Raw genomic sequence first — 22,227 nt, forward strand, 5'->3', positions numbered from 1 at the left:
GTCAGCCGCGGCCGGGACGCCGGCCCCGGTACCACCGGCCGCCACCACCGCCGCCACCACCGCGCGGGCCCCTGCCGACCCCGGCCAGGTAGAGGGAGAGCAGCAGCAGGCCGATGAGCACGAGCGTGTTCCAGTTGAACAGGTCCGGAGCACCGAAGTTGGTGTCCAGCAGGTCGATGAGCAGGGCGAAGCCGAAAACGATCGCCGCGAGAATGGCGAGCATGGCGTTCCTCCGGTGGGGGTTCCCAGTGGGTCGGCGCGGGATGTACCCAATCGGTCCGCTCGCCAATCTCCACCGTGGAGCGGCACGGTCTTCGGCCAGGTTCCGCCGGCGTCCGCAGGCCGGGTCCGCCGGCAGGAGGCCGGAGCACGTCCTAGGCTTGCTGACATGATCATCGCCGACCAGGCCCTGGAGGGGCGGCACGCCATCCTGGCGGCCGCCGGTCACCACCCGTACGCCCGGCACGCGCTCACCCGCGGCGAGGTGCCGCGCGGCTGGCGGCGCGGCGACGCGGTGGGCTGGCTGCTGCCGGCGGAGCACGGCCCGCGCGGCGGCGCGGTCGGCGCCCCCGGGCCGGCGGTCGAGCTCTTCGCCGACCTGGTCGCGCGGGGCGCGCTGCGGCCCGGCCAGTGGCTGCACCTGCCGCGGCTCGACCCGGCGGCGCTGCCCGGCCGGCTGGCCGTGGCCCGGCACGACGAGTGGGACTTCCTCTGGACCACCGTCGCGCCGCCGCGCCAGCCCGACGAGGAGCGGGTCGTCCGGCTCACCGGGGCCGACCACCCGGCGCTGACCGCCCTGATCGACGAGGCGTTCCCGACCACCACCTCCCGCCCGGGCGACCCGCGGACCGTCGACTGGTACGGCATCCGCGACGGCGACCGGCTCGTCGCCTGCGGCGCCGACCGCAGCCGGGGAGACATCGGCTTCCTCGCCGGACTGACCGTCGCCCCCGACCTGCGGGGGCGGGGACTGGGCGCGGCGCTGACCGCCGCGACGACCCGGGCCCTGCTCGCCCGCCACGACACCGTGGCGCTCGGCGTCTACAGCGTCAACGTCGGGGCGATCCGGCTCTACCGGCGCCTCGGCTTCACCGGCGCCCTGGCCCGCAGCTCGGTGCACCTGGCCTGAGCGCCCGGCACCGTCAGGCGCCGCGCGTCGGCGCGGAGGCGGACGCCGCCACCGCGTCGGGGACCGGCCCCGACCCGGTACGGGCGCCCGGGACCGGATCGGTGGCCGGGACCGGATCAGCACCCGGGACCGCATCGGTGGCCGGGGCGCGGTGGCGGGCCCGCCACGCCGGCAGGTAGAGCGGCGCGGCGAGCGCCAGCACCCCGGCGCCGACCAGCATGGCGGCGCTGACGCTGACCGTGTCGGCGAGCGCCGTCAGCACGATGGCGCCGACCGCGAATCCGGGTTGGCCCATCATCGAGTTCAGCGAGATCACGCTGGTCCGGTAGGGACCGTCGACCTGCCGGTGCAGCAGCCCCATGTGCAGCGGGTTGGACGCCCCGTGCACGGTGTAGCAGGCCAGGTAGGCGACCAGCACCCCGACCGGGCCGGCCAGCAGCCCCATCCCGACGATGGTCGCGCCCTGCACGATCCGCAGCAGGGCGGCGCTCGGCGCGGCACCCAGCCACCGCAGCAGCAGCGGGGTGAGCGCCGCGCCGGCCGCCCCGGCGAGCCAGGCCGCCGAACTGGCCGGCCCCAGCAGCGCCGCCGCCCGGTCCGGGTCGCCGACCACCTCGGCCAGCCGGACCGGCAGCAGCGACTCGAAGGTGACCATCCCGAAGCCCCAGAACAGCTCCACGCAGACCAGGGCGAGCAACACCCGGGACCGGCGCAACAGCCCGAACGCCTGCCCGACCATCCTGGGGGCCTCGACGACCGACGCCCGCAGCGCGCCGGCACCCTTCGCCGGGCGGACCTCGACCAGCAGCACCAGCAGGGCGACCAGGGCCGCCGCCTGGAGCGCGATCGCGACCAGCACCGGCACGGTCAGCGCGCTGATCGGCCCGACCGGCCCCAGCGCGACCAGGCCGCCGCCGAGCAGGGCGCCCGCGCCCATGGCGACGCCGACGACGGTGCCGGCGTGGCCGAGGCCCGGTTCGTACTCGGCGTCCGGGTCGGCGGCGAGCGTGGCGTCGACGTACCAGGACTCCATCGGGCCGCTGTCGAGCGCGCGGAAGACGCCCTGCAACGCCCAGACCAGGAAGAACAGCGCGAACGAGTCGGCCACGGCGAAGAGCGCGAGCGAGCCGAGGTTGACCAGCCAGGCCACCACCAGCACCGGGCGCCGGCCGAGGGCGTCGGCGAGGCCGCCGGTGGGCAGCTCCAGGGCCAGCACGACGAGGCCCTGGGCGACCGTCACCAGGCCGATCTGCGACAGCGTCAGGCCGCGCTCCTGCATCAGCAGGATCATCACCGGGACCATCAGGCCGGTGGGCAGCCAGCGCAGCCCGTGCAGCACCAGGAAGCGGTGCCGGACCTGGCGTACGGACAGGGCGCTCACCGCCCCTCCTCCACCCGGGGGAACGCGGCCAGGAAGACGAGCACCGACTCCGCTTCCGGCTCGTCGGACACCGGTTCGTCGCGGTAGCGCTGGAGCAGCTGCCACACCTCGTCGTTGAGGGCCCGCAGGCGCGCCGGGCCGAGCCTGAGCAGCACGTCGCTCATCCCGGCCGCGTCGCGCCACTGTCGGGAGTAGCCGTGCTCGACGGCCATCCAACGCTCGGCCTGCTCGGCCAGCAGCCGCACCTGGTCGGCCTGGATCCACTGCACCGCCGCCCGGGCGTCCGGGTCGTCGTCGAAGTCGGTCGGCTCGAAGTCGCTGATGTCGTGCGCCGCCCGCCACCACCGCTGCCGGCCGGTGCCCCGGTCGGCGTCCTCCGTCACCAGCCCCACCTCGGCGAGCTGGCGCAGGTGGTAGCTGGTCGCCCCGGTGTTGGTGTCCAGCTTCCCGGCCAGCGTGGTCGCGGTCGCGGGACCGTCCACGCGCAGTGTGCCGAGCAGCCGCATCCGCAGCGGATGGGCGAGGGTGCGCACCTGCCGGGCGTCCAGGCGGACGGTACGCGGGGCGGTGGGTCGCTCGTTCTCCATGCGTGCAGAATAGTTGTGCACACCTTCTATGCACAAGAGTTGTGCACGGAAAGTGTGCAGCGGCGGCGACCACGGCCCGTCTCGGCGTGGGCCGTGGCCGCCGACGCGTGCCGCCCCGTCGGCGGTCACGGCGCATCGCCGCGCCTCCCCACAAACGATCAAGAGGTTTGCGTCGTGCGTTCCGGCGAACGCTGACACAAACCTCTTGATCGACTGATCGGCCGACGCGGAGAACGGCGGGGAGTCGGGCTGGTGGGCCGGTGGGTCAGGTGGGGTCGGCGACCGGCGCGGCCGGGCCCGCCGTGCCGGTGTGCGGCGCCGCCGCGGCCTTCGGCTTGGCGTCGATGCCGGCCTCGGCGCGCTGCTGGCCGGTGATCGGCGTCGGCGCGCCGGTCAGCGGGTCGAAACCGCCCCGGGTCTTCGGGAAGGCGATGACCTCGCGGATCGAGTCCGCGCCGGCGAGCAGCATGCAGACCCGGTCCCAGCCGAACGCGATGCCGCCGTGCGGCGGGGCGCCGTACTTGAAGGCCTCCAGCAGGAAGCCGAACTTGTCCTGCGCCTCCTCGGGAGTGATGCCGAGCAGGTCGAAGACCCGCTTCTGCACGTCGCCCCTGTGGATACGGATGGAGCCGCCGCCGATCTCGTTGCCGTTGCAGACGATGTCGTACGCGTACGCCAGCGCCCGGTCCGGGGCCTCCTCGAACCGGCCGACCCACTCGGCGTTCGGCGAGGTGAACGGGTGGTGCACCGCCGTCCAGCCGCCCTCGTCGGTGCGCTCGAACATCGGCGCGTCGACCACCCAGCAGAACGCCCAGGCACTCTCGTCGACGAGCCCGGCCCGCTTGGCGATCTCGATGCGGGCCGCGCCGAGCAGTTCCTGCGCCTCGCGGGTGTTCGTGCTGGCGGCGAAGAAGACCGCGTCGCCCGGCTTCGCGCCGACCGCGTCGGCGAGCCCGCCCAGGTGCTCGGCGGAGAGGTTCTTCGCCACCGGCCCACGCGCCTCGCCGGTCTCGGCGTCGAGCACCACGTACGCCAGGCCGCGCGCGCCGCGCGCCCTGGCCCAGTCCTGCCAGCCGTCGAGTTCCTTGCGGCTCTGCGACGCGCCGCCGGGCATGACGACCGCGCCGACGTAGCCGCCCGCGTCGATCGCGCCGGCAAAGACCCGGAACTCGGTGCCGCGCAGGTAGTCGGTCAGCTCGGTCAGCTCGACGCCGTAGCGCAGGTCGGGCTTGTCGGAGCCGTAGCGGGCCATCGCGTCGTGCCAGGTGATGCGCGGGATCGGCCGGGAGATCTCGTGGCCCGCCAGGTCCTTCCAGAGCGCCGAGACGATCGCCTCGCCGAGGTCGATGACGTCGTCCTCGGTGACGAAGGACATCTCGATGTCGAGCTGGGTGAACTCCGGCTGGCGGTCGGCGCGGAAGTCCTCGTCGCGGTAGCAGCGGGCGATCTGGTAGTACCGCTCCATGCCGCCGACCATCAGCAGCTGCTTGAACAGCTGGGGCGACTGCGGCAGCGCGTACCAGCTGCCGGGCTGAAGGCGCACCGGCACCAGGAAGTCGCGCGCGCCCTCCGGCGTGGAGCGGGTCAGCGTCGGGGTCTCGATCTCCAGGAAGTCCCGCTCGTGCAGCACGGTGCGGGCGAGCTGGTTGGCCCGCGAGCGCAGCCGCATCGCCTTCGCCGGGCCGCTGCGACGCAGGTCGAGGTAGCGGTAGCGCAGCCGGATGTCGTCGCCGGCCTCGACCTGGTCGTCGACCGGCAGGGGCAGCGGCGCCGCCTCGGAGAGCACCTCCAGCTCGGTGGCGGTCACCTCGATCCCGCCGGTCGGCAGCTCCGGGTTCTCGTTGCCCTCGGGGCGGCGGGTCACCTCGCCGGTCACCCGGACGCAGAACTCGTTGCGCAGCGCGTGCGCGTCCTCCTCGCGGAACACCACCTGGACCACGCCGGACCCGTCGCGCAGGTCGACGAAGATCACGCCGCCGTGGTCGCGCCGGCGGGCCACCCACCCGGCGAGCGTCACCGTGGTGCCGGCGTCCGTCGCGCGCAGGCTGCCGGCGTCATGGGTACGGATCACGACTCGCGTCTCCTCATCTGCGGTACAGCGTTACCCCTGGCATTCTGTCAGCCCTCCCCCGCGCCCCGTTGCGGGGTGAGGCAGGCGCCCTCCGCCTGCCGCCGGGCGCGGAGCGCGGCCCCGCCCACCCGTGGCGGACCGGCTCCGCCGCCGGCCGTCAGTCGGGGGGATCGGCCGGCAGGAGGTGGTTCACCACGATGTCCCCGACGGTCAGCGCCCGGGCCCGCTCCTCGACCCCACGGTCGGCGCCGGTGAGCCGGCCACCGTGCTGGCGCAGGTGCTCCTCCCAGGAGGGCACCTGGTAGACCTCGACGAAGCCGTCCGCCCGTTCGCCCGTGCGGAACAGGCCCCAGCGCATCGCCCCCGTACGCCGCCGGGACCGGCCCACCAGGCGCATCGCCGCGACGAACTCCGCCTGCCGCTCCGGCGGCACCGTGTAGGAGACGGTCACCAGCACCGGCCCGGTGCGCGGGTCGGCCCGCAGCGTCAGGTGCGGCTCGGGCCACCAGACCGCCGGGTCCCGGTCGAGGCCCCGGGTCTCGCGCAGCGGCCAGAGCGGCACGGTCACCGCGCCGACGGCCATCGCCCCGGCCGCCACGGCGAGCGCCACCACGAGGCTGGTCAGCTCGCCGAGCGCACCCCAGGCGACCGCGCCGAGCGCCTGCCCGCCGGCGAAGACCATCTGGTAGACCGAGAGGCCGCGGGCGCGTACCCAGCCGGGCAGGAAGAGCTGCATGGCGGCGTTGACGCTCGACAGGACGGTCATCCAGGCCATGCCGGCGGGCACCAGGGCCAGGGCGACCGGCACCGGGCCCGGCGCCAGGGCGAGCACCACCAGGACGGCGGCGTAGACCAGGCCGGCCAGCAGCAGGAGCCGGTTGGTGCTGAACGCCAGCCGGATCCGGGGCAGCACGAGGGCGCCGGCCACCGCGCCGACGCCGAGCGCGGCGAGCAGCACGCCGTACCCGCCCGCGCCCAGGTCCAGGCGACGGCTCGCGACCAGGGGCAGCAGCGCCCACAGCGCGCTGCCCGGCACCACGAACAGCGCCGCGCGCAGCAGGATCCGGCGGACCACCGGCGAGTGCCGCACGTACCGGCCACCGGCGCGCAGCGCGGCCGTGAACCGCTCGGGCAGGTCGTCGCCGCCGGTCCGTTCGGGCCGCCAGCGCAGCAGGGCCAGCGCGAAGACGGCGAACGACAGCGCGTTGACGGCGAAGACGGTGGCGACGCCGGCCCGGGCGACCAGCACGCCGGCCACCGCCGGTCCGACCGCGCGGGCCAGGTTCACGCTGATCGACCCGAGCGCCGAGGCCGAGACGAGCTGGGAGCGGGGCACCAGCTCGGGGATGACCGCCTGCCAGGCCGGCAGGGTCAGCGCCTGACCGACGCCGAGCGCGAAGGTGAGGGTGAGCAGCAGCGCCGGCGGCATCCGGCCGGCGGCGGTGAGGCCCGCCAGCAGTACGCCGACGGCGGCCAGGAAGCACTGCACGCCGATCAGCAGCCGGCGACGGTCGAGGGTGTCCGCCAGCGCGCCGGCGGGCAGGGCGAGCAGCAGCACGGGCAGCATGCTGGCGGTCTGCACCAGCGACACCAGGGTCGAGGCGTTGGTCTCGTCGACGAGCAGCCACTGGGCGCCGACGGTCTGCATCCAGGTGCCCACGTTGCTGGCCAGCACCGCCAGCCAGAGGCTGCGGAACGCGGCGAGCCGCAGCGGGGCCCAGGGGGACGCGGTGGCGTCGGCGGGCGGGGTCACGGGGGCGCTCACCGACGGGAACCTACCCCGACCTGCCCGCCCCAGTCCGGCAAACCGCTCCGGGCAGGCGGACGGGCCGCCGGGATCACCCGGCGGCCCGTTGCGGTGCGATCGATCAGAAGACGCTGACGCCGTAGCGGCTCAGCGCCTCGCCGACCGGCTGGAAGTAGGTCGTGCCACCGGTGCGGCAGTTGCCGCTGCCACCGGAGGTCAGGCCCAGGGCGATGGTGCCGCTGAACAGCGATCCGCCGCTGTCGCCCGGCTCGGCGCAGACGTTGGTACGGATCAGGCCGGAGACCGAGCCCTCGGCGTAGTTCACCGTGGCGTTGAGCGCGGTCACCGAGCCGCTGCGCAGGCCGGTGGTGCTGCCGGAGCGCTGCACCGACTGGCCGACGTAGGCGTTGCCGGCGGCGGTGATGTCCCGGAAGCTGCCGTTGTAGAGGGAGACGTTGCCGGCGGCGTTGGCGGAGTTGTTGTGCCGCACGATGCCGTAGTCGTTGCCCGGGAAGCTGCTGCCGGCGCGGCTGCCCAGCAGGTTGGTCTGGGCGGAGTTGCTGTACCAGCTGGCCGAGATGTTGGTGCAGTGCCCGGCGGTCAGGAAGTAGTAGGTGCTGCCGCTGCGGACGTTGAAGCCGAGCGAGCAGCGACCGCCGCCACCGGCGTAGATGGCCTGGCCGCCGGAGATGCGGGTGCCGAGCACGCCGGCCTCGGCCTCGATCCGGATCGCGCCGTTCATCCGCTCGGCGGCGGCCTTGACGCGCTCCAGCTTGGCGCCGGTGACGGTGCTGTCGACGGAGACGACGACCTGGTTGGTGGCCGGGTCGGTCCACCACGCGGTGCCGGGGATCTTGGCGGAGCGGTCCAGCTCCGAGGTCGCCCGGGCCAACTCGCTGGCGCCGCGCTTGACGATCTTCGGGGTGGCGCCGGCGGCGCTGACCTGCCGGGCGGCGAGCGCGTCGGTCACGGTGACGACCATCTTGCCGTTGGCGTCGGCGTACGTGCCGGCGGACCGGTCGCCGAGGCGCTCGGCCAGGCCGGCGGCGGCGTCGGGCGAAGCGAACGAGGGTGCGGCCTGGGCGGGCGCGCCGATCAGCGAGCCGGCGACCATGGCGCCGGCCGCGGCGACGACGGCGGCACGACGGAGCGAGGACCTCGTGGGTCGCATGCAACAACCTCCAGAAGGGGGTGACTGACCCGCGCCGGGGCGACACGAGCCGGGAGCAGCCCTGCCGATCTGGGGGTACCGGCCGAGCTCACTGAAGTATTCACATACTTCAGTACGTATGCAAGACCCGACTTTGTCCTTTTCGCCCCGGCTGCGGCGGCCATCAGTCCGAAACATTGTGGACACAGGCGTACGTCTATATGCTTCGCCCGTCGTCCCACCATCCGGTACGCGCGACCGGGTCCTCACGGCGATCGGCGCCGACGACGCGCCTCGCGGCCCCGGGCCGATCCGTCCGCCGACGGACGGTCAGTCGGCGCGGCGGCGCGCCCCGGGCCCCGGACGCGGCACCACGTCGCGCGGCCGGACGATTTCGTGCCCGCGCTCGCAGCGCAGCTCGACGCGGACCTCCGCGCCGCACTCGCGGTGCGCGACCGTCAGCGGCGAGCCCTCCGGGTCGGCCAGGTAGCGGTCCCCCCAGCCGAGGACGGCGACCAGCACCGGCCACAGGTCGAGCCCCATCCCGGTCAGCCGGTACTCGTGGCGCTCCCGGCTGCCGGGCTCCCGATAGGGCTCGCGCCGCAGGACGCCGCGCTCCACCAGCATCGCCAGCCGGTTGGCCAGCACCTGGCGGGGGATGCCGGTGCGCACCCGCATGTCGTCGAAGCGGCGGACGCCGTTGAAGACCTCGCGCAGGACGACGAGGGTCCACCGTTCGCCGAGGATCTCCATCGCCCGGGCGATGGTGCAGTTCTCCACCGACCAGTCCAGTGCCGCGGGTCTCATGCGCTCCAGGCTAGGTCTGATTGACAGACTCAGCAACGCGCTGCCAGGCTGGGTCCATGACGCAGACGCAGGATCCGGCACGTAGCCGCACCTTCTCGTGGTCCGACCCGGGCATCAACGCCGCGCACGTCGGCCGGCGCGGCGGCCTGGAACTGCTGCGCGCGATGATCGCCGGCGAGCTGGCGGCGCCGCCCATCATGCACCTGGTCGACATGTCCCGGATGGAGGCCGACGAGGGGTGGGTGGCCGTCGAACTCGTCCCTCAGGAGTTCCACTACAACCCGCTCGGCACCGTGCACGGCGGGGTCATCTCCACCATGCTGGACACCGCCGCGGCGTGCGCCGTGCACACCACCCTGCCGGCCGGGGTCGGCTACACCTCGCTGGACCTGAACGTGAAGTTCCTCCGCCCGGTGACCGTCGCGAGCGGCACGCTGCGCTGCGAGGGCACCGTCCTGCAGAGCGGTCGCCGCACGGCCCTGGCCGAGGCGAAGCTGCTCGACGCGAAGTCGCGCCTGGTCGCCCACGCCACCTCGACGTGCCTCCTCTTCCCCCTGGACCTCCCGCCCACCGAGTAGTCGATCATGCAGTTGTGGTGCCGGGATCCCGCTGGTTCAGGCGTTCTGTCCCCCACCACGACTGCATGATCGACGGCCCTGTCGCGGGGGCCGGGGTCAGCGGGCGGCCAGGCGGGCGGCGCGGGCGTCGCGCTTCTCCTCGAAGCGGGAGGCGGCGCGCTCGAGGTCGTCGAGGTGCGCCGCGATCTGGTCGCGGGCGGCCTCGCCGTCGGCGTCGAGCCCCGTCACGTTGAAGACGTCCCACTGGCGCAGCACCGGCGCCACCACGTCGTCGCGGTGCTGACGCAGGTCGTAGATGCCGGCGAGGGCGATCGCCACGGACTTGCGGGCGAAGCCGTCGATGCCGTTGCCGGGCATCTGGAAGTCGGCCACCACGTCGGCGACCGCCCGCATCGCCTGACTCGGCGCCAGCTCGAAGGCCCCGGCCAGCAGGTTGCGGTAGAAGACCATGTGCAGGTTCTCGTCGGCCGCGACCCGGGCCAGCAGCGCCTCGCACGCCGGGTCGCCGGTGACCCGACCGGTGTTGCGGTGCGAGATCCGGGTGGCCAACTCCTGAAACGAGACGTACGCCAGGGAGTGCAGCACCTCGTCGTCGTGGACGTTGGCGTAGCCGGCGGACATGTGCGTCATCCGGGCCCGCTCCAGCGCCACCGGGTCCACCGCCCGGGTGACGGTGAGGTAGTCGCGGATGGCGGTGCCGTGCCGCCCCTCCTCGGCGGTCCACCGGTGCACCCACGTGCCCCAGGCGCCGTCGCGGCCGAACAGGGTGGCGATCTCGTGGTGGTACGAGGGCAGGTTGTCCTCGGTCAGCAGGTTGACGATCAGCGCGGTACGGGCCACGTCCGGGATCGTCGAGTCGCTCTCCGCCCACGCCTCGCCGTCCAGCGGCCCGTCGAAGGTGCGCCCCTCGCTCCACGGCACGTACTCGTGCGGGAACCACTCCTTGGCGACGGTCAGGTGCCGGTCGAGGTTCTTCTCGACGACGGGTTCCAGTTCGAGGAGCAGGGCGGTCTGGCTGAGTGCGGTCACGACGATCTCCCTACGGTGGCGTAACTTACGCCACCGTAGGTCCGATCGCGCGTACGCGCCAGTAATGTCTCAGCTGACCAGCGGCCTGAGGTCGGCCCGGGGCAGCGCCCACTCCCCCGCCGAGGCGGGGGCCTGCTCGCCGGAACGGATGTCCTTCACCTCGTCGGCCGCGCCGTCCACCCCCGGGAACCAGACGTACGGGATGCCCCGCCGCTCGGCGTAGCGGATCTGCTTGCCGAACTTCGCCGCGCTCGGCGACACCTCGGTCGGTACGCCCCGCGACCGCAGCGCCTCGGCCACCCGGTTGCTGGCGGCGCGCTGCTCCTCGCCGGTCACCGCGACCAGGACGCAGGTCGGCACGTCCCGCGACACCGACAGCGCGCCGGCGCCGAAGAGCAGCCCCAGCAGCCGGGTCACCCCGATCGAGATGCCCACCCCCGGGAAGCGGGTGGCGCCGGCGCTGGCCAGGTTGTCGTACCGGCCGCCGGAGCAGATCGAGCCGAACCGCTCGTAGCCGACCATCTGCGTCTCGTAGACCGTGCCGGTGTAGTAGTCCAGGCCCCGGGCGATGCGCAGGTCGGCCACGCACAGACCCGGGGAGTGCGCGGCGGCGGTCTCCACCACCCGGACCAGCTCCTCGACGCCCTCGTCGAGCATCGGGTCGCTGACGCCCAGCGCGCGGACGGCGTCGGCGAAGGAGGCGTCCGGGGCGGAGATCTCCGCCAGCGACAGGACCGCCTTGGCCTGCGCCTCGCTCGCCCCGGCGGTCTGCGCCAGCAGCTCGGCCACCTTCGCCGGGCCGATCTTGTCGAGCTTGTCCACCGCGCGCAGGGCCGCCTCCGGGTCGGTCAGCCCGATGCCCCGGTAGAAGCCCTCGCAGATCTTGCGGTTGTTGACCTGGATCCTCACCGGCGGGATCGGCAGCGAGCGCAGCGCGTCGCCGATCACCAGCGGCATCTCCGCCTCGTGGTGCGGGGCGAGGGTGTCGCGGTCGACGATGTCGATGTCGGCCTGGAGGAACTCGCGGTAGCGCCCCTCCTGCGGCCGCTCGCCCCGCCACACCTTCTGGATCTGGTAGCGGCGGAACGGGAACTGCAGCTTGCCGGCGTTCTCCAGCACGTAGCGGGCGAACGGCACGGTCAGGTCGAAGTGCAGGCCGAGCGCGTCGTCGCCGGCCGGGCCGTCGGCGTCGGCCTGGAGGCGCCGGATCAGGTAGACCTCCTTGGAGGTCTCCCCCTTGCGCAACAGCTGGTCCAGCGGCTCCACCGCGCGGGTCTCGAGCGGGGCGAAGCCGTACAGCTCGAAGGTGTCGCGGATCCGGTCGAGGACGTACTGCTCGATCATCCGCTGCGCGGGCGTCCACTCCGGGAAGCCGGAGATGGGCGTGGGCTTGCTCATGATGCTCCGTTCGCGGCCCCGCGCGGTCGGCGCGGGCGAAGAGTCGGCGCGGCCGGCCACGGCCGCGGGGCGAGAAGTCGGTGCGGCCCGGCTGGAGGCCGCGGGACGGGAAGTCGGTGCGGCCGGTCAGAGGCCGCGGGCGGGGGCCGGCGGTCGCGCGCCGCCTCCCGCCACCTCGACGAGGTACGGGTTGGTCGCGCGCTCGCGGCCGATGGTGGTCGCGGGGCCGTGGCCGGGCAGCACGACGGTGTCGTCGGCCAGCGGGAGGATCTTGTCCCGGAGGCTGGTGACCATCCTCGTCATGCTGCCGCCCGGCAGGTCGGTGCGGCCGATCGAGCCGGCGAACAGGACGTCGCCCGAGAGGCAGAGCTGCTCCGCCTCCCAAGACGAGCCGGCGGCCGGCAGCCGGAAGAGCACCGACCCGCCGGTATGGCCCGGGGCGTGGTCGACGGTGATCTCCAACCCGGCGAGGGCGAGCGTGGCGCCGTCGGTCAGCTCGGCGACGTCCTCCGGCTCGGTGTACGGCAGCCGCCCACCGAAGAGCGAGGTGAGATCCGCCGACAGCCCCTTGGCCGGGTCGGCGAGCATCTCCCGGTCGCCGGGGTGCACGTACGCGGTGATGCCGCGTGCGCCGCAGACCGGCGCCACCGAGAACGTGTGGTCGAGGTGGCCGTGGGTGAGCAGGACGGCGGCCGGGTGCAGCCGATGCTCGGCCAGCAGGGCGTCGAGCCGGTCGAGCACCCCGATGCCGGGATCGACCACCACGCACTGCTCCCCCGGCGCGGCGGCGACCACGTAGCAGTTGGTGCCGAAGGCGTCCGCGGGAAAGCCGGCCACGAGCACGTCCGCTCCCCTTCCGTCGAGCTTGTTCCCCGTCCGCAGCCTATCGGGCGGGGCGAGGAGGTTCTGCGCGTGCGTCCGAGGCGTCCCGCGTGGCGCCTATCGCGTGCGTCCTCGCGGCGCGGGCGGCGCCGATCGCGTGCGTCCCGTGGGCCCGACCGGGCCCAGTGACGCGTCCCGATAAACCCGGCCCGGACCTCGTACACCACTTTCCCAGCCGGTAGCCGTACACTCTGGCGGGCGTGTGGCGTGGCGCACCCGCCGTCGAACGGGCGCAGGACGCCCGACCACCGGTGACGACCAGGGTAGAGGAAGGGGAGCACGGGTGGCTTCCAGCAGGGACCGGCAGCGCAAACTGGCGCGCGCCAAGCTCGACCGGCAACTCGCCCGCCGGGCCGCCGCCGTCAAACGCCGTCGGCAGATCCAGGCCGGCGTCGGCGTCGCCGTCGTCCTCGCGCTGATCGTGGCCGGCTCGGCGTGGGCGCTGGGCGCCTTCGACGACGAGCCGAAGGAGAACACGGCCGCCGAGGACGTCTGCCTGTGGACCCCGCAGGACGCCACCGCGAACACCAACCTCAAGGACGTCGGCACCCCGGCCACCCAGGGGCTGCCCACCGACGGCGTACGCCCGATGACGGTCACCACCAACCAGGGTGCGCCGATCACCGTCGAGCTGGACCTGGCCGGCGCCCCGTGCGCGGCGGCGAGCATCGCCCACCTGGCCAGCCGGTCGTTCTACGACAACACCAAGTGCCACGAGATCACCGCCGAGGGCGCGGTGCGCTGCGGCGACCCGAGCGGCACCGGGCTCGGCGGCCCCACCTACTCGTTCTACGACGAGAACGTCCCCACCGCGCCGTCGCCGTCGGCGAGCCCTGCGGCCGGCCAGCCCGCGACCTACCCGAAGGGCACGGTCGCGATGATCGCCAACCCGCCGGGCGCCAACGGCAGCCAGTTCCTGATGTTCTTCAAGGACTTCACGACGGCCGACCCGAAGTACCCGGTCATCGGCCGGGTCACCGGTGGGATCGACGTGGTGGCGAAGATCGGCGCCAAGCCGACCGTGGACAATGGCACGGGGGCCAAGGTCAAGCCCAAGGACGACGACGTGGTCGTGCAGAGCCTGACCGTCGGTGAGCCCGTGGCGCAGGGGACCTCGGCGCCGGCGCCGTCCGCATCGGGCGCTCCGGCGGCCAGCCCGAGCGCCGGCTGACCCGGCCGCCCCACCAGTCTCAGCGGCACCGACCGCGCCACCCGACAGCCCAGGAGGATCCAGGCGTGACGTCCACCAGAGAGCGGCAGCGCGCGGCGGCGCGCGCCCGGCTCGAGAAGGAGATGGCCGAGCGCGCGGCCAGGGCCCGCAAGCGCCGGCAGACCCAGGCGATCGTGGGGGCCGCTTCGGTCCTGGTCCTCGTCGTCGCCGGCACGGTCTGGCTCGTCACCACCCTCGGCGACGACGACAAGACCGACACCGCCGGCCCGGCGGCCGGCAACGTGCAGTGCGCCTGGACCGAGGTCCCCACCGACCAGCGGTCCCCGCAGATCAAGGACGTCGGGTTGCCGCCCGTGCAGCAGTCGAACACCGGCACCCAGACGATGACGATCGACACCAACCTGGGCCCGATCACCGCCACGATCGACCGTGCGGCGGTGCCCTGCACCGCGGGCAGCTTTACCCACCTGGCGGAGAAGAACTTCTTCGACAACAGCAAGTGCCACCGGCTGGTGACCGAGGGCATCAAGGTGCTCCAGTGCGGCGACCCGAGCGCGACGGGCAAGGGCTGGCGGCAGACCGACGGCACCGGCGGCCCGAGCTACCGGCTCGCCGAGGAGAACCTGCCCACCGACAAGCGGCCCCCGTACCCGGAGGGCGTGATCGCGATGGCCAACTCGGGCCAGCCGGGCAGCACGGGCAGCCAGTTCTTCATCGTCTACGGCGACTCGCCGCTGGACCCGAACTACACCGTCCTGGGCACCATCACCGGCGGCATGGACCTCGTGAAGCAGGTCGCCGCGGCGGGTGACGACAAGGCGTTCGCGAAGCAGGCCGGTGGTGGCCACCCGAAGAAGGAAGTCACCATCAACAAGCTCACCATGAGCGCCCCCCAGGGCTGACCCACGCCCAGCCGTACGACGAGCGCCCGCCGGCCGCGCCGGCGGGCGCTCCCCTGTCCCCACCCACCCTCCCGGCCCGCTCCCCCGGCCCGCTCTCGGTGATCATGAGGTTGGCGGCGATCTCGATCTACCTGGCTGCCGCCGACCTCATGATCACCGGGGTGCGGAGGGCCGGGACGGGTGGGAGGGCCGCACGGTGACAGAGCGGGGCGCCCCGGCTCGGTCGGTGCCGGGCCGGGGCGCGCCGTCGTGTGAGGGATCGGGCGGGGTCAGGCGCCCGAGGTGACGCGGTAGGCGTCGAAGACGCCGTCGACCTTGCGGACCGCCGCCAGCAGGTGGCCCAGGTGCTTCGGGTCCGCCATCTCGAAGCTGAACCGGCTCACCGCCACCCGGTCGCGGGTGGTGGTGACCGTCGCGGAGAGGATGTTCACCCGCTCCTCGGAGAGCACCCGGGTCACGTCGGCGAGCAGCTTGTGCCGGTCCAGCGCCTCGACCTGGATGGCGACCAGGAAGGTCGACGCCGAGGTGAGCTTCCAGCTGACCTCGACCACCCGCTCGGCCTGCGCCCGCAGGTCCTCGGCGTTGGCGCAGTCGTCGCGGTGCACGCTCACCCCGCCGGAGCGGGTGACGAAGCCGAAGACCGAGTCCGGCGGCACCGGCGTGCAGCAGCGCGCCAGCTTGATCCACACGTCGCTGACCCCGCGTACGACCACGCCCGGGTCGGCGCTGCTCTGCCGGCTGCGGGGCGGACGGGTGGCGACGGCGGTCTCGGCGATGTCCTCCGCCGCGCCCTCCTCGCCGCCGTACGCGGCCATCAGCTTCTGCACCACCGACTGGGCGGAGACCTGGCTGTCGCCGACCGCCGCGTAGAGCGAGGCCACGTCGGCCAGGTGCAGGTCCCGGGCGATCGCCATCAGCGCGTCGGAGGTGAGCATCCGCTGCAACGGCATGCCCTGCTTGCGCATCGCCTTGACGATCGCGTCCTTGCCGGCCTCGATCGCCTCCTCGCGCCGCTCCTTGTTGAAGTACTGCCGGATCTTCGTCCGCGCCCGGGGGCTCTTGACGAAGCCCAGCCAGTCCTGCGTCGGGCCGGCCGTGTCGGACTTCGACGTGAAGATCTCGATCACGTCGCCGTTGGACAGCGTCGACTCCAGCGGCACCAGCTTGCCGTTGACCCGGGCCCCGATGCACTTGTGCCCCACCTCGGTGTGCACCGCGTACGCGAAGTCCACGGGCGTCGAGCCGGTCGGCAGCGGGATGACGTCACCCTTGGGGGTGAAGACGTACACCTCCTGGCTGGACAGGTCGAAGCGCAGCGCGTCGAGGAACTCGCTCGGGTCGGCCGCCTCCCGCTGCCAGTCCAGCAGCTGGCGCAGCCAGGTCATCTCGTCGATGTGCGCGGGCGGGCCGACGATCTGGGTGCCCTTGTGCTCCTTGTACTTCCAGTGCGCGGCGATGCCGAACTCGGCGGTGCGGTGCATCGCGTACGTGCGGATCTGCATCTCCACCGGCTTGCCGGTGGGCCCGATGACCGTCGTGTGCAACGACTGGTACATGTTGAACTTGGGCATCGCGATGTAGTCCTTGAACCGGCCCGGCACCGGCTGCCAGTTGGCGTGGATCACGCCCAGCGCCGCGTAGCAGTCCCGCACCGTGTCGACCAGGATCCGCACCCCGACCAGATCGTAGATGTCGTTGAAGTCGCGACCCCGCACGATCATCTTCTGGTAGATCGAGTAGAGGTGCTTCGGCCGCCCCGTGGTCTCCGCCTTGATCTTGGCGGCCTTCAGGTCGGTCTGCACCTTCTGGGTGACCTGGCGCAGCAGCGCCTCGCGCTGCGGCTGGTGCTCCCCGATGAGGCGGTTGATCTCCTCGTAGCGCTTCGGGAAGAGCGTGCCGAAGGCCAGGTCCTCCAGCTCCCACTTGATCGTGTTCATACCCAGCCGGTGGGCCAGCGGGGCCAGGATCTCCAGCGTCTCCTTCGCCTTCTGCTCCTGCTTCGGTCGGGGCAGGAAGGTGAGGGTACGCATGTTGTGCAGCCGGTCGGCCAGCTTGATCACCAGCACCCGCGGGTCCTTGGCCATCGCGACGACCATCTTGCGGATCGTCTCGGCCTTGGCCGCGTCGCCCAGCTTGACCTTGTCGAGCTTGGTCACCCCGTCGACCAGTAGCGCCACCTCGCCGCCGAAGTCGGCCCGCATCTGGTCGAGGGTGTATTCCGTGTCCTCGATGGTGTCGTGCAGGAGCGCGGCGACCAGGGTCGTGGTGTCCATGCCCAGGTTGGCCAGGATCGTGGCGACCGCGAGCGGATGGGTGATGTAGGGGTCGCCGGACTTGCGGTACTGCCCGGAGTGCCAGCGGGCCGCGGTGTCGAAGGCGCGCTGGAGCAGCCGCGCGTCCGCCTTGGGGTGGGCGTCCCGGTGGGTCGAGATCAGCGGCTCCAGCACCTCGCTGACCTGCGAGGACTGCCACGGTGCGTTGAACCGCGCCAGCCGCGCCCGCACCCTGCGGCCGGTGGGCGCGGTGGAGAGCGCGAAACCGGCGCTCGGCATGTGGTCGCCGATGACGTCGGCGGGGAAGGGAAGCACGACCCCCTCGGTCGCCGCGCCCGCGCCGCCGGCCGGGGCGGCCGGCGTGTCGGGACGTACGGGCTCGGCCGGGACGGTCACGCCGGGGCCCGCCTCCGGGGCCTGCGCGTCACCGTTCCGTGCGGTCACCGAGCCGTCCGCGTCGCCTGTCGGGTACACCGTGCCCTCCACCGGAGGGGCGACATCGTGGGACACCGGCCTCCTCACCGCTCGCCGGGAAGTCACCGACCGTGCGCCGGCCGGCCTGGTCTCGCGCCGCCCGGACGGGTTCCGCCCGGTCAGCAAAGGGCAATGCTACCCGCACGCACGGTGCCCCGCCGCTCCGCCGGACGGTCCGCACCGGGTCCGCCCGACGGTCGGCCGCGTCAAACGGTCAACAGGGCATGCACCGGACGCGGGGCCAGCCGCTCCCGGCCGCCGAGGAAGGCGAGTTCCAGCAGTACGGTGAAGCCGGCCACGGTTCCGCCGGCCCGCTCCACCAGGTCCAGCGTCGCCTCGGCGGTGCCGCCGGTGGCCAGCACGTCGTCGACCACCAGCACCCGGTGCCCGGCCGTGAAGGCGTCCTCGTGCACCTCCAGCGTGGCCTCGCCGTACTCCAGTGCGTAGGAGGCCGAGTAGGCCGGACGGGGCAGCTTTCCGGCCTTGCGCACGGGCACGACGCCGACCCCCGTCGCGTACGCGATGGCCGCCGCGACCACGAACCCGCGCGCCTCGATGCCGACGACGACGTCGAACGAGTCCCGCCCGTGGTACGCGACGATCCCGTCGATCACCTGACGGAACGTGTCGCCGTCGGCGAACAGCGGCATCAGGTCCTTGAACATGACACCGGGCTTCGGGAAGTCGGGCACGTCGAGCACCCGGCTGGCGACCAGCGCGGCGGTGGCCGGGCCGCTGTCTCCCCGTACCCCGGTGCTGTGGGTCTCCGTCACGGCAGTTCCGCTCCCCTTCACGACGACGGCGTCCTGCATGCTGCTCGCACAGCATGCAGGACGCCGTCGGATCGGTTCCTACCGGGTCTGCCCGGCCCGGCTCAGCGCCGCTTGCCGCCACCCGGCCGGTTGCCACCGCCGCCGGTGGGTCGGCCGCCCCGGGCGCCGGTCGGGCGCTTCCCGGCCGGTCGGGCGCCCACCCGCGGCGCCGCGCCGGCCAGCGCGGCCGACTCCGGGTCGACCGCCTCGTCGTCGGAGTCGTCGCCGCGGGGTGCGGCACCCTTCGGGGTGACCTCCCCACGGGCGATCGCGCCCCGGCGGGCCAGCACCCGCTTGTTGTGCGCCTGGATGCGCGGGTCGTAGTTCTTGAGCACCACCAGCAGCGGGGTGGCCAGGAGGATCGAGGTCAGGAACGCCACCGCCATACCGACGAAGAGCACCAGGCCGAGGTCCTTCAGGGTGCCCGCGCCGAGCAGGCCGGCACCGATGAAGAGCAGACCGCCGACCGGCAGCAGCGCGACCACCGAGGTGTTCAGCGACCGCATGAGGCTCTGGTTGATCGCCAGGTTGGCCGCCTCGCCGTACGTCTGGTTGTTGTTGGCGGTGATGCCGCGCGTGTTCTCCTGCACCTTGTCGAAGACCACCACCACGTCGTAGAGCGCGAAGCCCAGGATCGTGAGGAAGCCGATGACCGTCGACGGGGTGACCTCGAAGCCGACCAGCGAGTAGATGCCGGCGGTGAGGACCAGGTTCATGATCAGCGAGGAGACGGCCGCGACCGCCATCCGCCACTCGAAGCGCAGGACCAGGTAGATCATCACCACCGCGATGAAGATGACCAGACCGAGCAGCGCCCGGGAGGTGACCTGGCTGCCCCACGCCTCGCTGACCTGGTTGCCGCTGATGGTGGCGGCGTCGATGCCGAACTCCTCGGCGATCTCGGCCTTGACGGCGTTGGACTGCTCGGTGTCGAGCTGGGTGGTCCGCACCTCGTAGAAGTCGCCGCCGGTGCCGCCGACCTTCTGGGTGGTGACGACCTTGGCATCGCCGCCGGCCGCGGCCAGGGCATCCTGGACCTGCACCTCGGTCTGCTCCAGTGTGCCGACGCTGGCCGGGATCTGGAACGAGTTGCCGCCGGCGAACTCGATGCCGAGGCTGAAGCCGCGCAGCCCGAAGCTGAGCGCCGACAGCAGGATCAGCCCGAGCGCGAGGCCGAACCAGAGCTTGCGCCGGCCGATGATGTCGAGGCCGGCCTCGCCGCGGTAGAGGCGGCTCGCGAGACCACTCTTTGCCATCTCAGGCCTCCTTCACGCGCGGGTTGCGGGGCTTGGCCGGCTCGGCCGACCGGGGCGGGAGCGCCCGGCCGAGGCCGCTGACCCGCGGGGACAGGAACGCGGAGGTGCGGGCGAACATCGTCATGATCGGGTGCCGGAAGAGGAAGACCACGACGAGGTCCAGCACCGTGGCCAGGCCGAGGGCGAAGGCGAAGCCCTTCACCGTGCCGACCGAGACCACGTAGAGCACCACCGCCGACATCAGCGTGATCGCGTTGGCCGAGATGATCGTGCGGCGGGCCCGGATCCAGGCACGCGGCACCGCGCTGCGCGGGCTGCGCCCCTCGCGGATCTCGTCCTTGAGCCGCTCGAAGTAGATGACGAACGAGTCCGCCGCCACACCGAGTGACACGATCATGCCGGCGATGCCGGCGAGGGTGAGGGTGAAGCCGATCTGCCGGCCGAGCACCACCAGCGCGCCGAAGACCAGCAGCGCCGAGAGGACCAGGCTCAGGAAGATGACCGAGCCGAGCAGGCGGTAGTAGAAGAACGAGTAGATGATGACCAGCGCCATGCCGATGCCCGCCGCGAGCAGACCGGCCCGCAGATGGCTGGCACCCAGGGTGGCGGTGACGTTCTGCTGCTCCTGCGCCTCGAAGGTCACCGGCAGCGCGCCGTAGCGGAGCTGACCGGCCAGGGCGCTGGCGTCCTTCTGGGTGAAGTTGCCGGTGATCTGCGAGTTGCCCGTCAGCACGCCCTGGATCTCGGGCGAGGAGACGATCTCGTTGTCGAGCACGACGGCGACGCGGCACTTGCCGTCCTGGCCGAGGGCGGTGGCGTCACAGGCCTGGCCCTCGTTGTTGAACGCCTCGCGGGTCAGGGCGGTCCACTTGTCCTGGCCGGGGCCGGTGAAGTCGAGGCTGACCACCCACTGGCTGGTCTGGTCCAGCACCGCGCTGGCGCCCTCGACGTCGGTGCCGAGCACCTTCGCCTGGTCGAGCAGGTACTTCGCGGCGCCGTCCTCGCAGGCCACCGCCTGCTGGTCGGGGGTGGAGATCGACGCCGGCGGGCGCTTGTCGAGCTGGGCGCAGCTGATCTGCGGCACGTTGAACTGCATCGTCGCCGGCAGCACCGCGACCTCGCGCGGGTCGAGAGCCGCGAACGGCTTGAGCTTCTCCGCCAGTGACGGGTCGGCGGTCAGGTCGGCCGGGGCCTGGAGACCGCTGGCGGCGGCCCAGGCGGCGGCGCCGACCTTCTGCTCGACGGCCTTGCGCTGCTCCTCGACGCTCTGCGGCACGGGCTCGCCGCTCGCGCTCGGCGTCGGGGTGGCGGCGCCGGCCGAGGGGGTGGCGCTCGGTGCGGCCGACGCGCTGGCGCTCGGAGCCGGGGCCATGCCGCCCTGGCCGCCGCTCGGCGACGCGGTCGCCTTCGGGGCGGCGCTGCCGGACGGGGCGGCGCTGCCCGAGGGCTTCGCGCTAACCGACGGGGCCGGGGACGCGCTGCCCGAGGGGGCCGGGGTGGCGGCGGGCGGCGGGGCGGCGGCCGCGCCGCTGCCGTCGGCGGCCTTGAGCACCTTGCGGAAGCGCAACTCGGCGGCGTCGCCCACCTCGGTCAGGTCGCGGTTCTCGCCGGGCAGGGAGATCACGATGTTGCGGTTGCCCTCGGTGACCACCTCTGCCTCGGCGACGCCGAAGGCGTTGACCCGGCTCTCGATGATCTGGCGGGCCTCTTCGAGGTTCTCCGCCGTCGGGGCCTGGCCGCCGATGCTGTTGGTCGCCTCCAGCGTCAGCCGGGTGCCGCCGACGAGGTCCAGGCCGAGCTTGGGCTCGAGCCTGTCCTTCAAGCCGCCGCTGGCGCCGCCCGCGAAGAACACCAAAAGATAGAGGACGACGAAGATGAGCCCGAGCACGGCCAGTTGCCGTCCGGGCCGCATCTGTCCCTGAGGTGGTGCCACGGCTGTCCTGTCTCCCTGTACGGTCGCGCCGCTGCTGCGGCGGGTGTCGGCCGGTCCGGCCGGCGGTTCCGACGGGCCGGCGTCGGAGGCCGGCATCCGGCTCCGAAGCTCGGCGCGGGGGCGCCGAGCGGAACGGGACGAGCCGACTTCCGGCGTCGGGCCCAACTATCCAGTTTTCACGTCGTCTCCGCTGCCCCGTCGGGAGAAGTCGTCACCGGAGCCCGGCGACCACGACCCCGCGCGGGACGGGAGCGACCGTCACTCCTTGACGACGTCCGCGTCCTCGGTGACCGGCTCGTCGGCCGGGCGCTCCGCCTGGCTGACCACCCGGGCGATGGCCGGACGGGCGTAGCGGGTCTGCACGCCGGGCGCGACCTCGAGCAGGACGGTGTCGTCGTCCACGCCGGTGACCGTGCCGTAAAGACCACCGATGGTGACCACCTCGTCGCCGGGGGCGAGGGCGGACTGCATGGACTCCGCCTCACGGCGGCGCTTCTGCTGGGGGCGGATCATCATGAAGTACATGACGCCGAAGAGCAGAGCGATCATGAGGATCGGCGTCAGGCTGCCGGCACCCCCGCCGCCCTCTGCTGCGTAAAGCACGGTGAAAGACCTTCCCATTGGCCCCCGGCCCGGCGCGGGCGCGC

General features: G+C 73.1%; 19 protein-coding genes. 4 read left to right on the plus strand and 15 right to left on the minus strand.

What is annotated here, in order from left to right; translation table 11 throughout:
- Position 1: 1 nt before the first annotated feature.
- On the minus strand, positions 2 to 223 hold the full coding sequence (locus ACFHW0_RS21895; protein ID WP_210834577.1) for a hypothetical protein: 222 nt from the start codon (positions 221 to 223) through the stop codon (positions 2 to 4).
- Between the two features lie 165 nt (positions 224 to 388).
- Between ACFHW0_RS21895 and ACFHW0_RS21900 the strand changes: the two genes are divergently transcribed.
- Positions 389 to 1,129, plus strand: a complete 741-nt coding sequence (locus ACFHW0_RS21900) for a GNAT family N-acetyltransferase (RefSeq protein WP_416610378.1) — start codon at positions 389 to 391, stop codon at positions 1,127 to 1,129.
- 13 nt (positions 1,130 to 1,142) lie between these two features.
- Here the strand turns inward: ACFHW0_RS21900 and ACFHW0_RS21905 are convergent, their stop codons facing one another.
- From ACFHW0_RS21905 to ACFHW0_RS21930, 6 genes are all read right to left on the minus strand, one after another.
- The gene (locus ACFHW0_RS21905; protein ID WP_416610380.1) at positions 1,143 to 2,510 is read right to left on the minus strand and encodes an MFS transporter; all 1,368 of its coding nucleotides are present in this window, start codon (positions 2,508 to 2,510) and stop codon (positions 1,143 to 1,145) included.
- A complete protein-coding gene (locus ACFHW0_RS21910) occupies positions 2,507 to 3,097 on the minus strand; it encodes a helix-turn-helix domain-containing protein (protein ID WP_416610382.1) in 591 nt (196 codons plus the stop codon). Before ACFHW0_RS21910 ends, ACFHW0_RS21905 begins: the two co-directional genes overlap by 4 nt.
- A gap of 265 nt (positions 3,098 to 3,362) precedes the next feature.
- Positions 3,363 to 5,168 (minus strand): aspartate--tRNA ligase, encoded by a 1,806-nt coding sequence (aspS, locus tag ACFHW0_RS21915; protein ID WP_416610384.1) that lies wholly within the window; start codon positions 5,166 to 5,168, stop codon positions 3,363 to 3,365.
- Between the two features lie 157 nt (positions 5,169 to 5,325).
- The gene (locus ACFHW0_RS21920; RefSeq protein ID WP_416610386.1) at positions 5,326 to 6,933 is read right to left on the minus strand and encodes an MFS transporter; all 1,608 of its coding nucleotides are present in this window, start codon (positions 6,931 to 6,933) and stop codon (positions 5,326 to 5,328) included.
- A 103-nt stretch (positions 6,934 to 7,036) separates the two neighbouring features.
- Complete coding sequence (locus ACFHW0_RS21925) at positions 7,037 to 8,086, minus strand: S1 family peptidase (RefSeq protein ID WP_416610388.1); 1,050 nt, start codon at positions 8,084 to 8,086, stop codon at positions 7,037 to 7,039.
- A 309-nt stretch (positions 8,087 to 8,395) separates the two neighbouring features.
- On the minus strand, positions 8,396 to 8,872 hold the full coding sequence (locus ACFHW0_RS21930) for a winged helix-turn-helix transcriptional regulator (RefSeq protein WP_416610390.1): 477 nt from the start codon (positions 8,870 to 8,872) through the stop codon (positions 8,396 to 8,398).
- Positions 8,873 to 8,928: 56 nt separating this feature from the next.
- On the opposite strand from ACFHW0_RS21930, the gene ACFHW0_RS21935 reads away from it, so the two are divergent.
- On the plus strand, positions 8,929 to 9,450 hold the full coding sequence (locus ACFHW0_RS21935) for a PaaI family thioesterase (protein WP_416610392.1): 522 nt from the start codon (positions 8,929 to 8,931) through the stop codon (positions 9,448 to 9,450).
- A 96-nt stretch (positions 9,451 to 9,546) separates the two neighbouring features.
- Here the strand turns inward: ACFHW0_RS21935 and ACFHW0_RS21940 are convergent, their stop codons facing one another.
- The 3 genes from ACFHW0_RS21940 to ACFHW0_RS21950 form a co-directional block, all read right to left on the minus strand.
- Positions 9,547 to 10,479 carry an acyl-ACP desaturase gene (locus ACFHW0_RS21940; protein WP_416610394.1) on the minus strand — a complete coding sequence of 311 codons (933 nt, stop codon included), beginning with the start codon at positions 10,477 to 10,479 and terminating at the stop codon, positions 9,547 to 9,549.
- 69 nt (positions 10,480 to 10,548) lie between these two features.
- Positions 10,549 to 11,877 (minus strand): histidine--tRNA ligase, encoded by a 1,329-nt coding sequence (gene hisS, locus ACFHW0_RS21945; RefSeq protein ID WP_416610396.1) that lies wholly within the window; start codon positions 11,875 to 11,877, stop codon positions 10,549 to 10,551.
- A 126-nt stretch (positions 11,878 to 12,003) separates the two neighbouring features.
- Positions 12,004 to 12,720 (minus strand): MBL fold metallo-hydrolase, encoded by a 717-nt coding sequence (locus ACFHW0_RS21950; protein ID WP_416610398.1) that lies wholly within the window; start codon positions 12,718 to 12,720, stop codon positions 12,004 to 12,006.
- A 322-nt stretch (positions 12,721 to 13,042) separates the two neighbouring features.
- Here ACFHW0_RS21950 and ACFHW0_RS21955 point away from each other — a divergent pair, with 322 nt between their 5' ends.
- Positions 13,043 to 13,930 (plus strand): peptidylprolyl isomerase, encoded by an 888-nt coding sequence (locus ACFHW0_RS21955; RefSeq protein ID WP_416610400.1) that lies wholly within the window; start codon positions 13,043 to 13,045, stop codon positions 13,928 to 13,930.
- Positions 13,931 to 13,995: 65 nt separating this feature from the next.
- On the plus strand, positions 13,996 to 14,832 hold the full coding sequence (locus ACFHW0_RS21960) for a peptidylprolyl isomerase (RefSeq protein WP_416610402.1): 837 nt from the start codon (positions 13,996 to 13,998) through the stop codon (positions 14,830 to 14,832).
- Between the two features lie 269 nt (positions 14,833 to 15,101).
- Here ACFHW0_RS21960 and ACFHW0_RS21965 read toward each other — a convergent pair whose 3' ends face one another.
- From ACFHW0_RS21965 to yajC, 5 genes are all read right to left on the minus strand, one after another.
- Positions 15,102 to 17,615, minus strand: coding sequence for a RelA/SpoT family protein (locus ACFHW0_RS21965; RefSeq protein WP_416610404.1), 2,514 nt, complete (start codon positions 17,613 to 17,615; stop codon positions 15,102 to 15,104).
- Positions 17,616 to 17,785: 170 nt separating this feature from the next.
- The gene (locus ACFHW0_RS21970) at positions 17,786 to 18,352 is read right to left on the minus strand and encodes an adenine phosphoribosyltransferase (RefSeq protein ID WP_416610405.1); all 567 of its coding nucleotides are present in this window, start codon (positions 18,350 to 18,352) and stop codon (positions 17,786 to 17,788) included.
- A gap of 101 nt (positions 18,353 to 18,453) precedes the next feature.
- A complete protein-coding gene (gene secF, locus ACFHW0_RS21975; protein WP_416610407.1) occupies positions 18,454 to 19,647 on the minus strand; it encodes a protein translocase subunit SecF in 1,194 nt (397 codons plus the stop codon).
- Position 19,648: 1 nt separating this feature from the next.
- Entirely contained in the window at positions 19,649 to 21,580 is a 1,932-nt protein-coding gene (gene secD, locus ACFHW0_RS21980; RefSeq protein ID WP_416610409.1) for a protein translocase subunit SecD, read from the minus strand.
- 258 nt (positions 21,581 to 21,838) lie between these two features.
- Positions 21,839 to 22,183: a preprotein translocase subunit YajC gene (yajC, locus tag ACFHW0_RS21985; protein WP_172896543.1), complete on the minus strand. Its 345-nt coding sequence runs from the start codon at positions 22,181 to 22,183 to the stop codon at positions 21,839 to 21,841.
- Positions 22,184 to 22,227: the final 44 nt, after the last annotated feature.

It is taken from the genome of Micromonospora sp. LOL_025, from assembly GCF_048060285.1.
Classification (GTDB): domain Bacteria; phylum Actinomycetota; class Actinomycetes; order Mycobacteriales; family Micromonosporaceae; genus Micromonospora.

Bases quoted from the DNA above. Each gene is read 5' to 3' on its own strand.
- ACFHW0_RS21895 (WP_210834577.1), bottom strand. From the start codon at position 223: ATGCTCGCCATTCTCGCGGCGATCGTTTTCGGCTTCGCCCTGCTCATC.
- ACFHW0_RS21900 (WP_416610378.1), top strand. From the start codon at position 389: ATGATCATCGCCGACCAGGCCCTGGAGGGGCGGCACGCCATCCTGGCG.
- ACFHW0_RS21910 (WP_416610382.1), bottom strand. From the start codon at position 3,097: ATGGAGAACGAGCGACCCACCGCCCCGCGTACCGTCCGCCTGGACGCC.
- ACFHW0_RS21925 (WP_416610388.1), bottom strand. From the start codon at position 8,086: ATGCGACCCACGAGGTCCTCGCTCCGTCGTGCCGCCGTCGTCGCCGCG.
- ACFHW0_RS21930 (WP_416610390.1), bottom strand. From the start codon at position 8,872: ATGAGACCCGCGGCACTGGACTGGTCGGTGGAGAACTGCACCATCGCC.
- ACFHW0_RS21935 (WP_416610392.1), top strand. From the start codon at position 8,929: ATGACGCAGACGCAGGATCCGGCACGTAGCCGCACCTTCTCGTGGTCC.
- hisS (WP_416610396.1), bottom strand. From the start codon at position 11,877: ATGAGCAAGCCCACGCCCATCTCCGGCTTCCCGGAGTGGACGCCCGCG.
- secF (WP_416610407.1), bottom strand. From the start codon at position 19,647: ATGGCAAAGAGTGGTCTCGCGAGCCGCCTCTACCGCGGCGAGGCCGGC.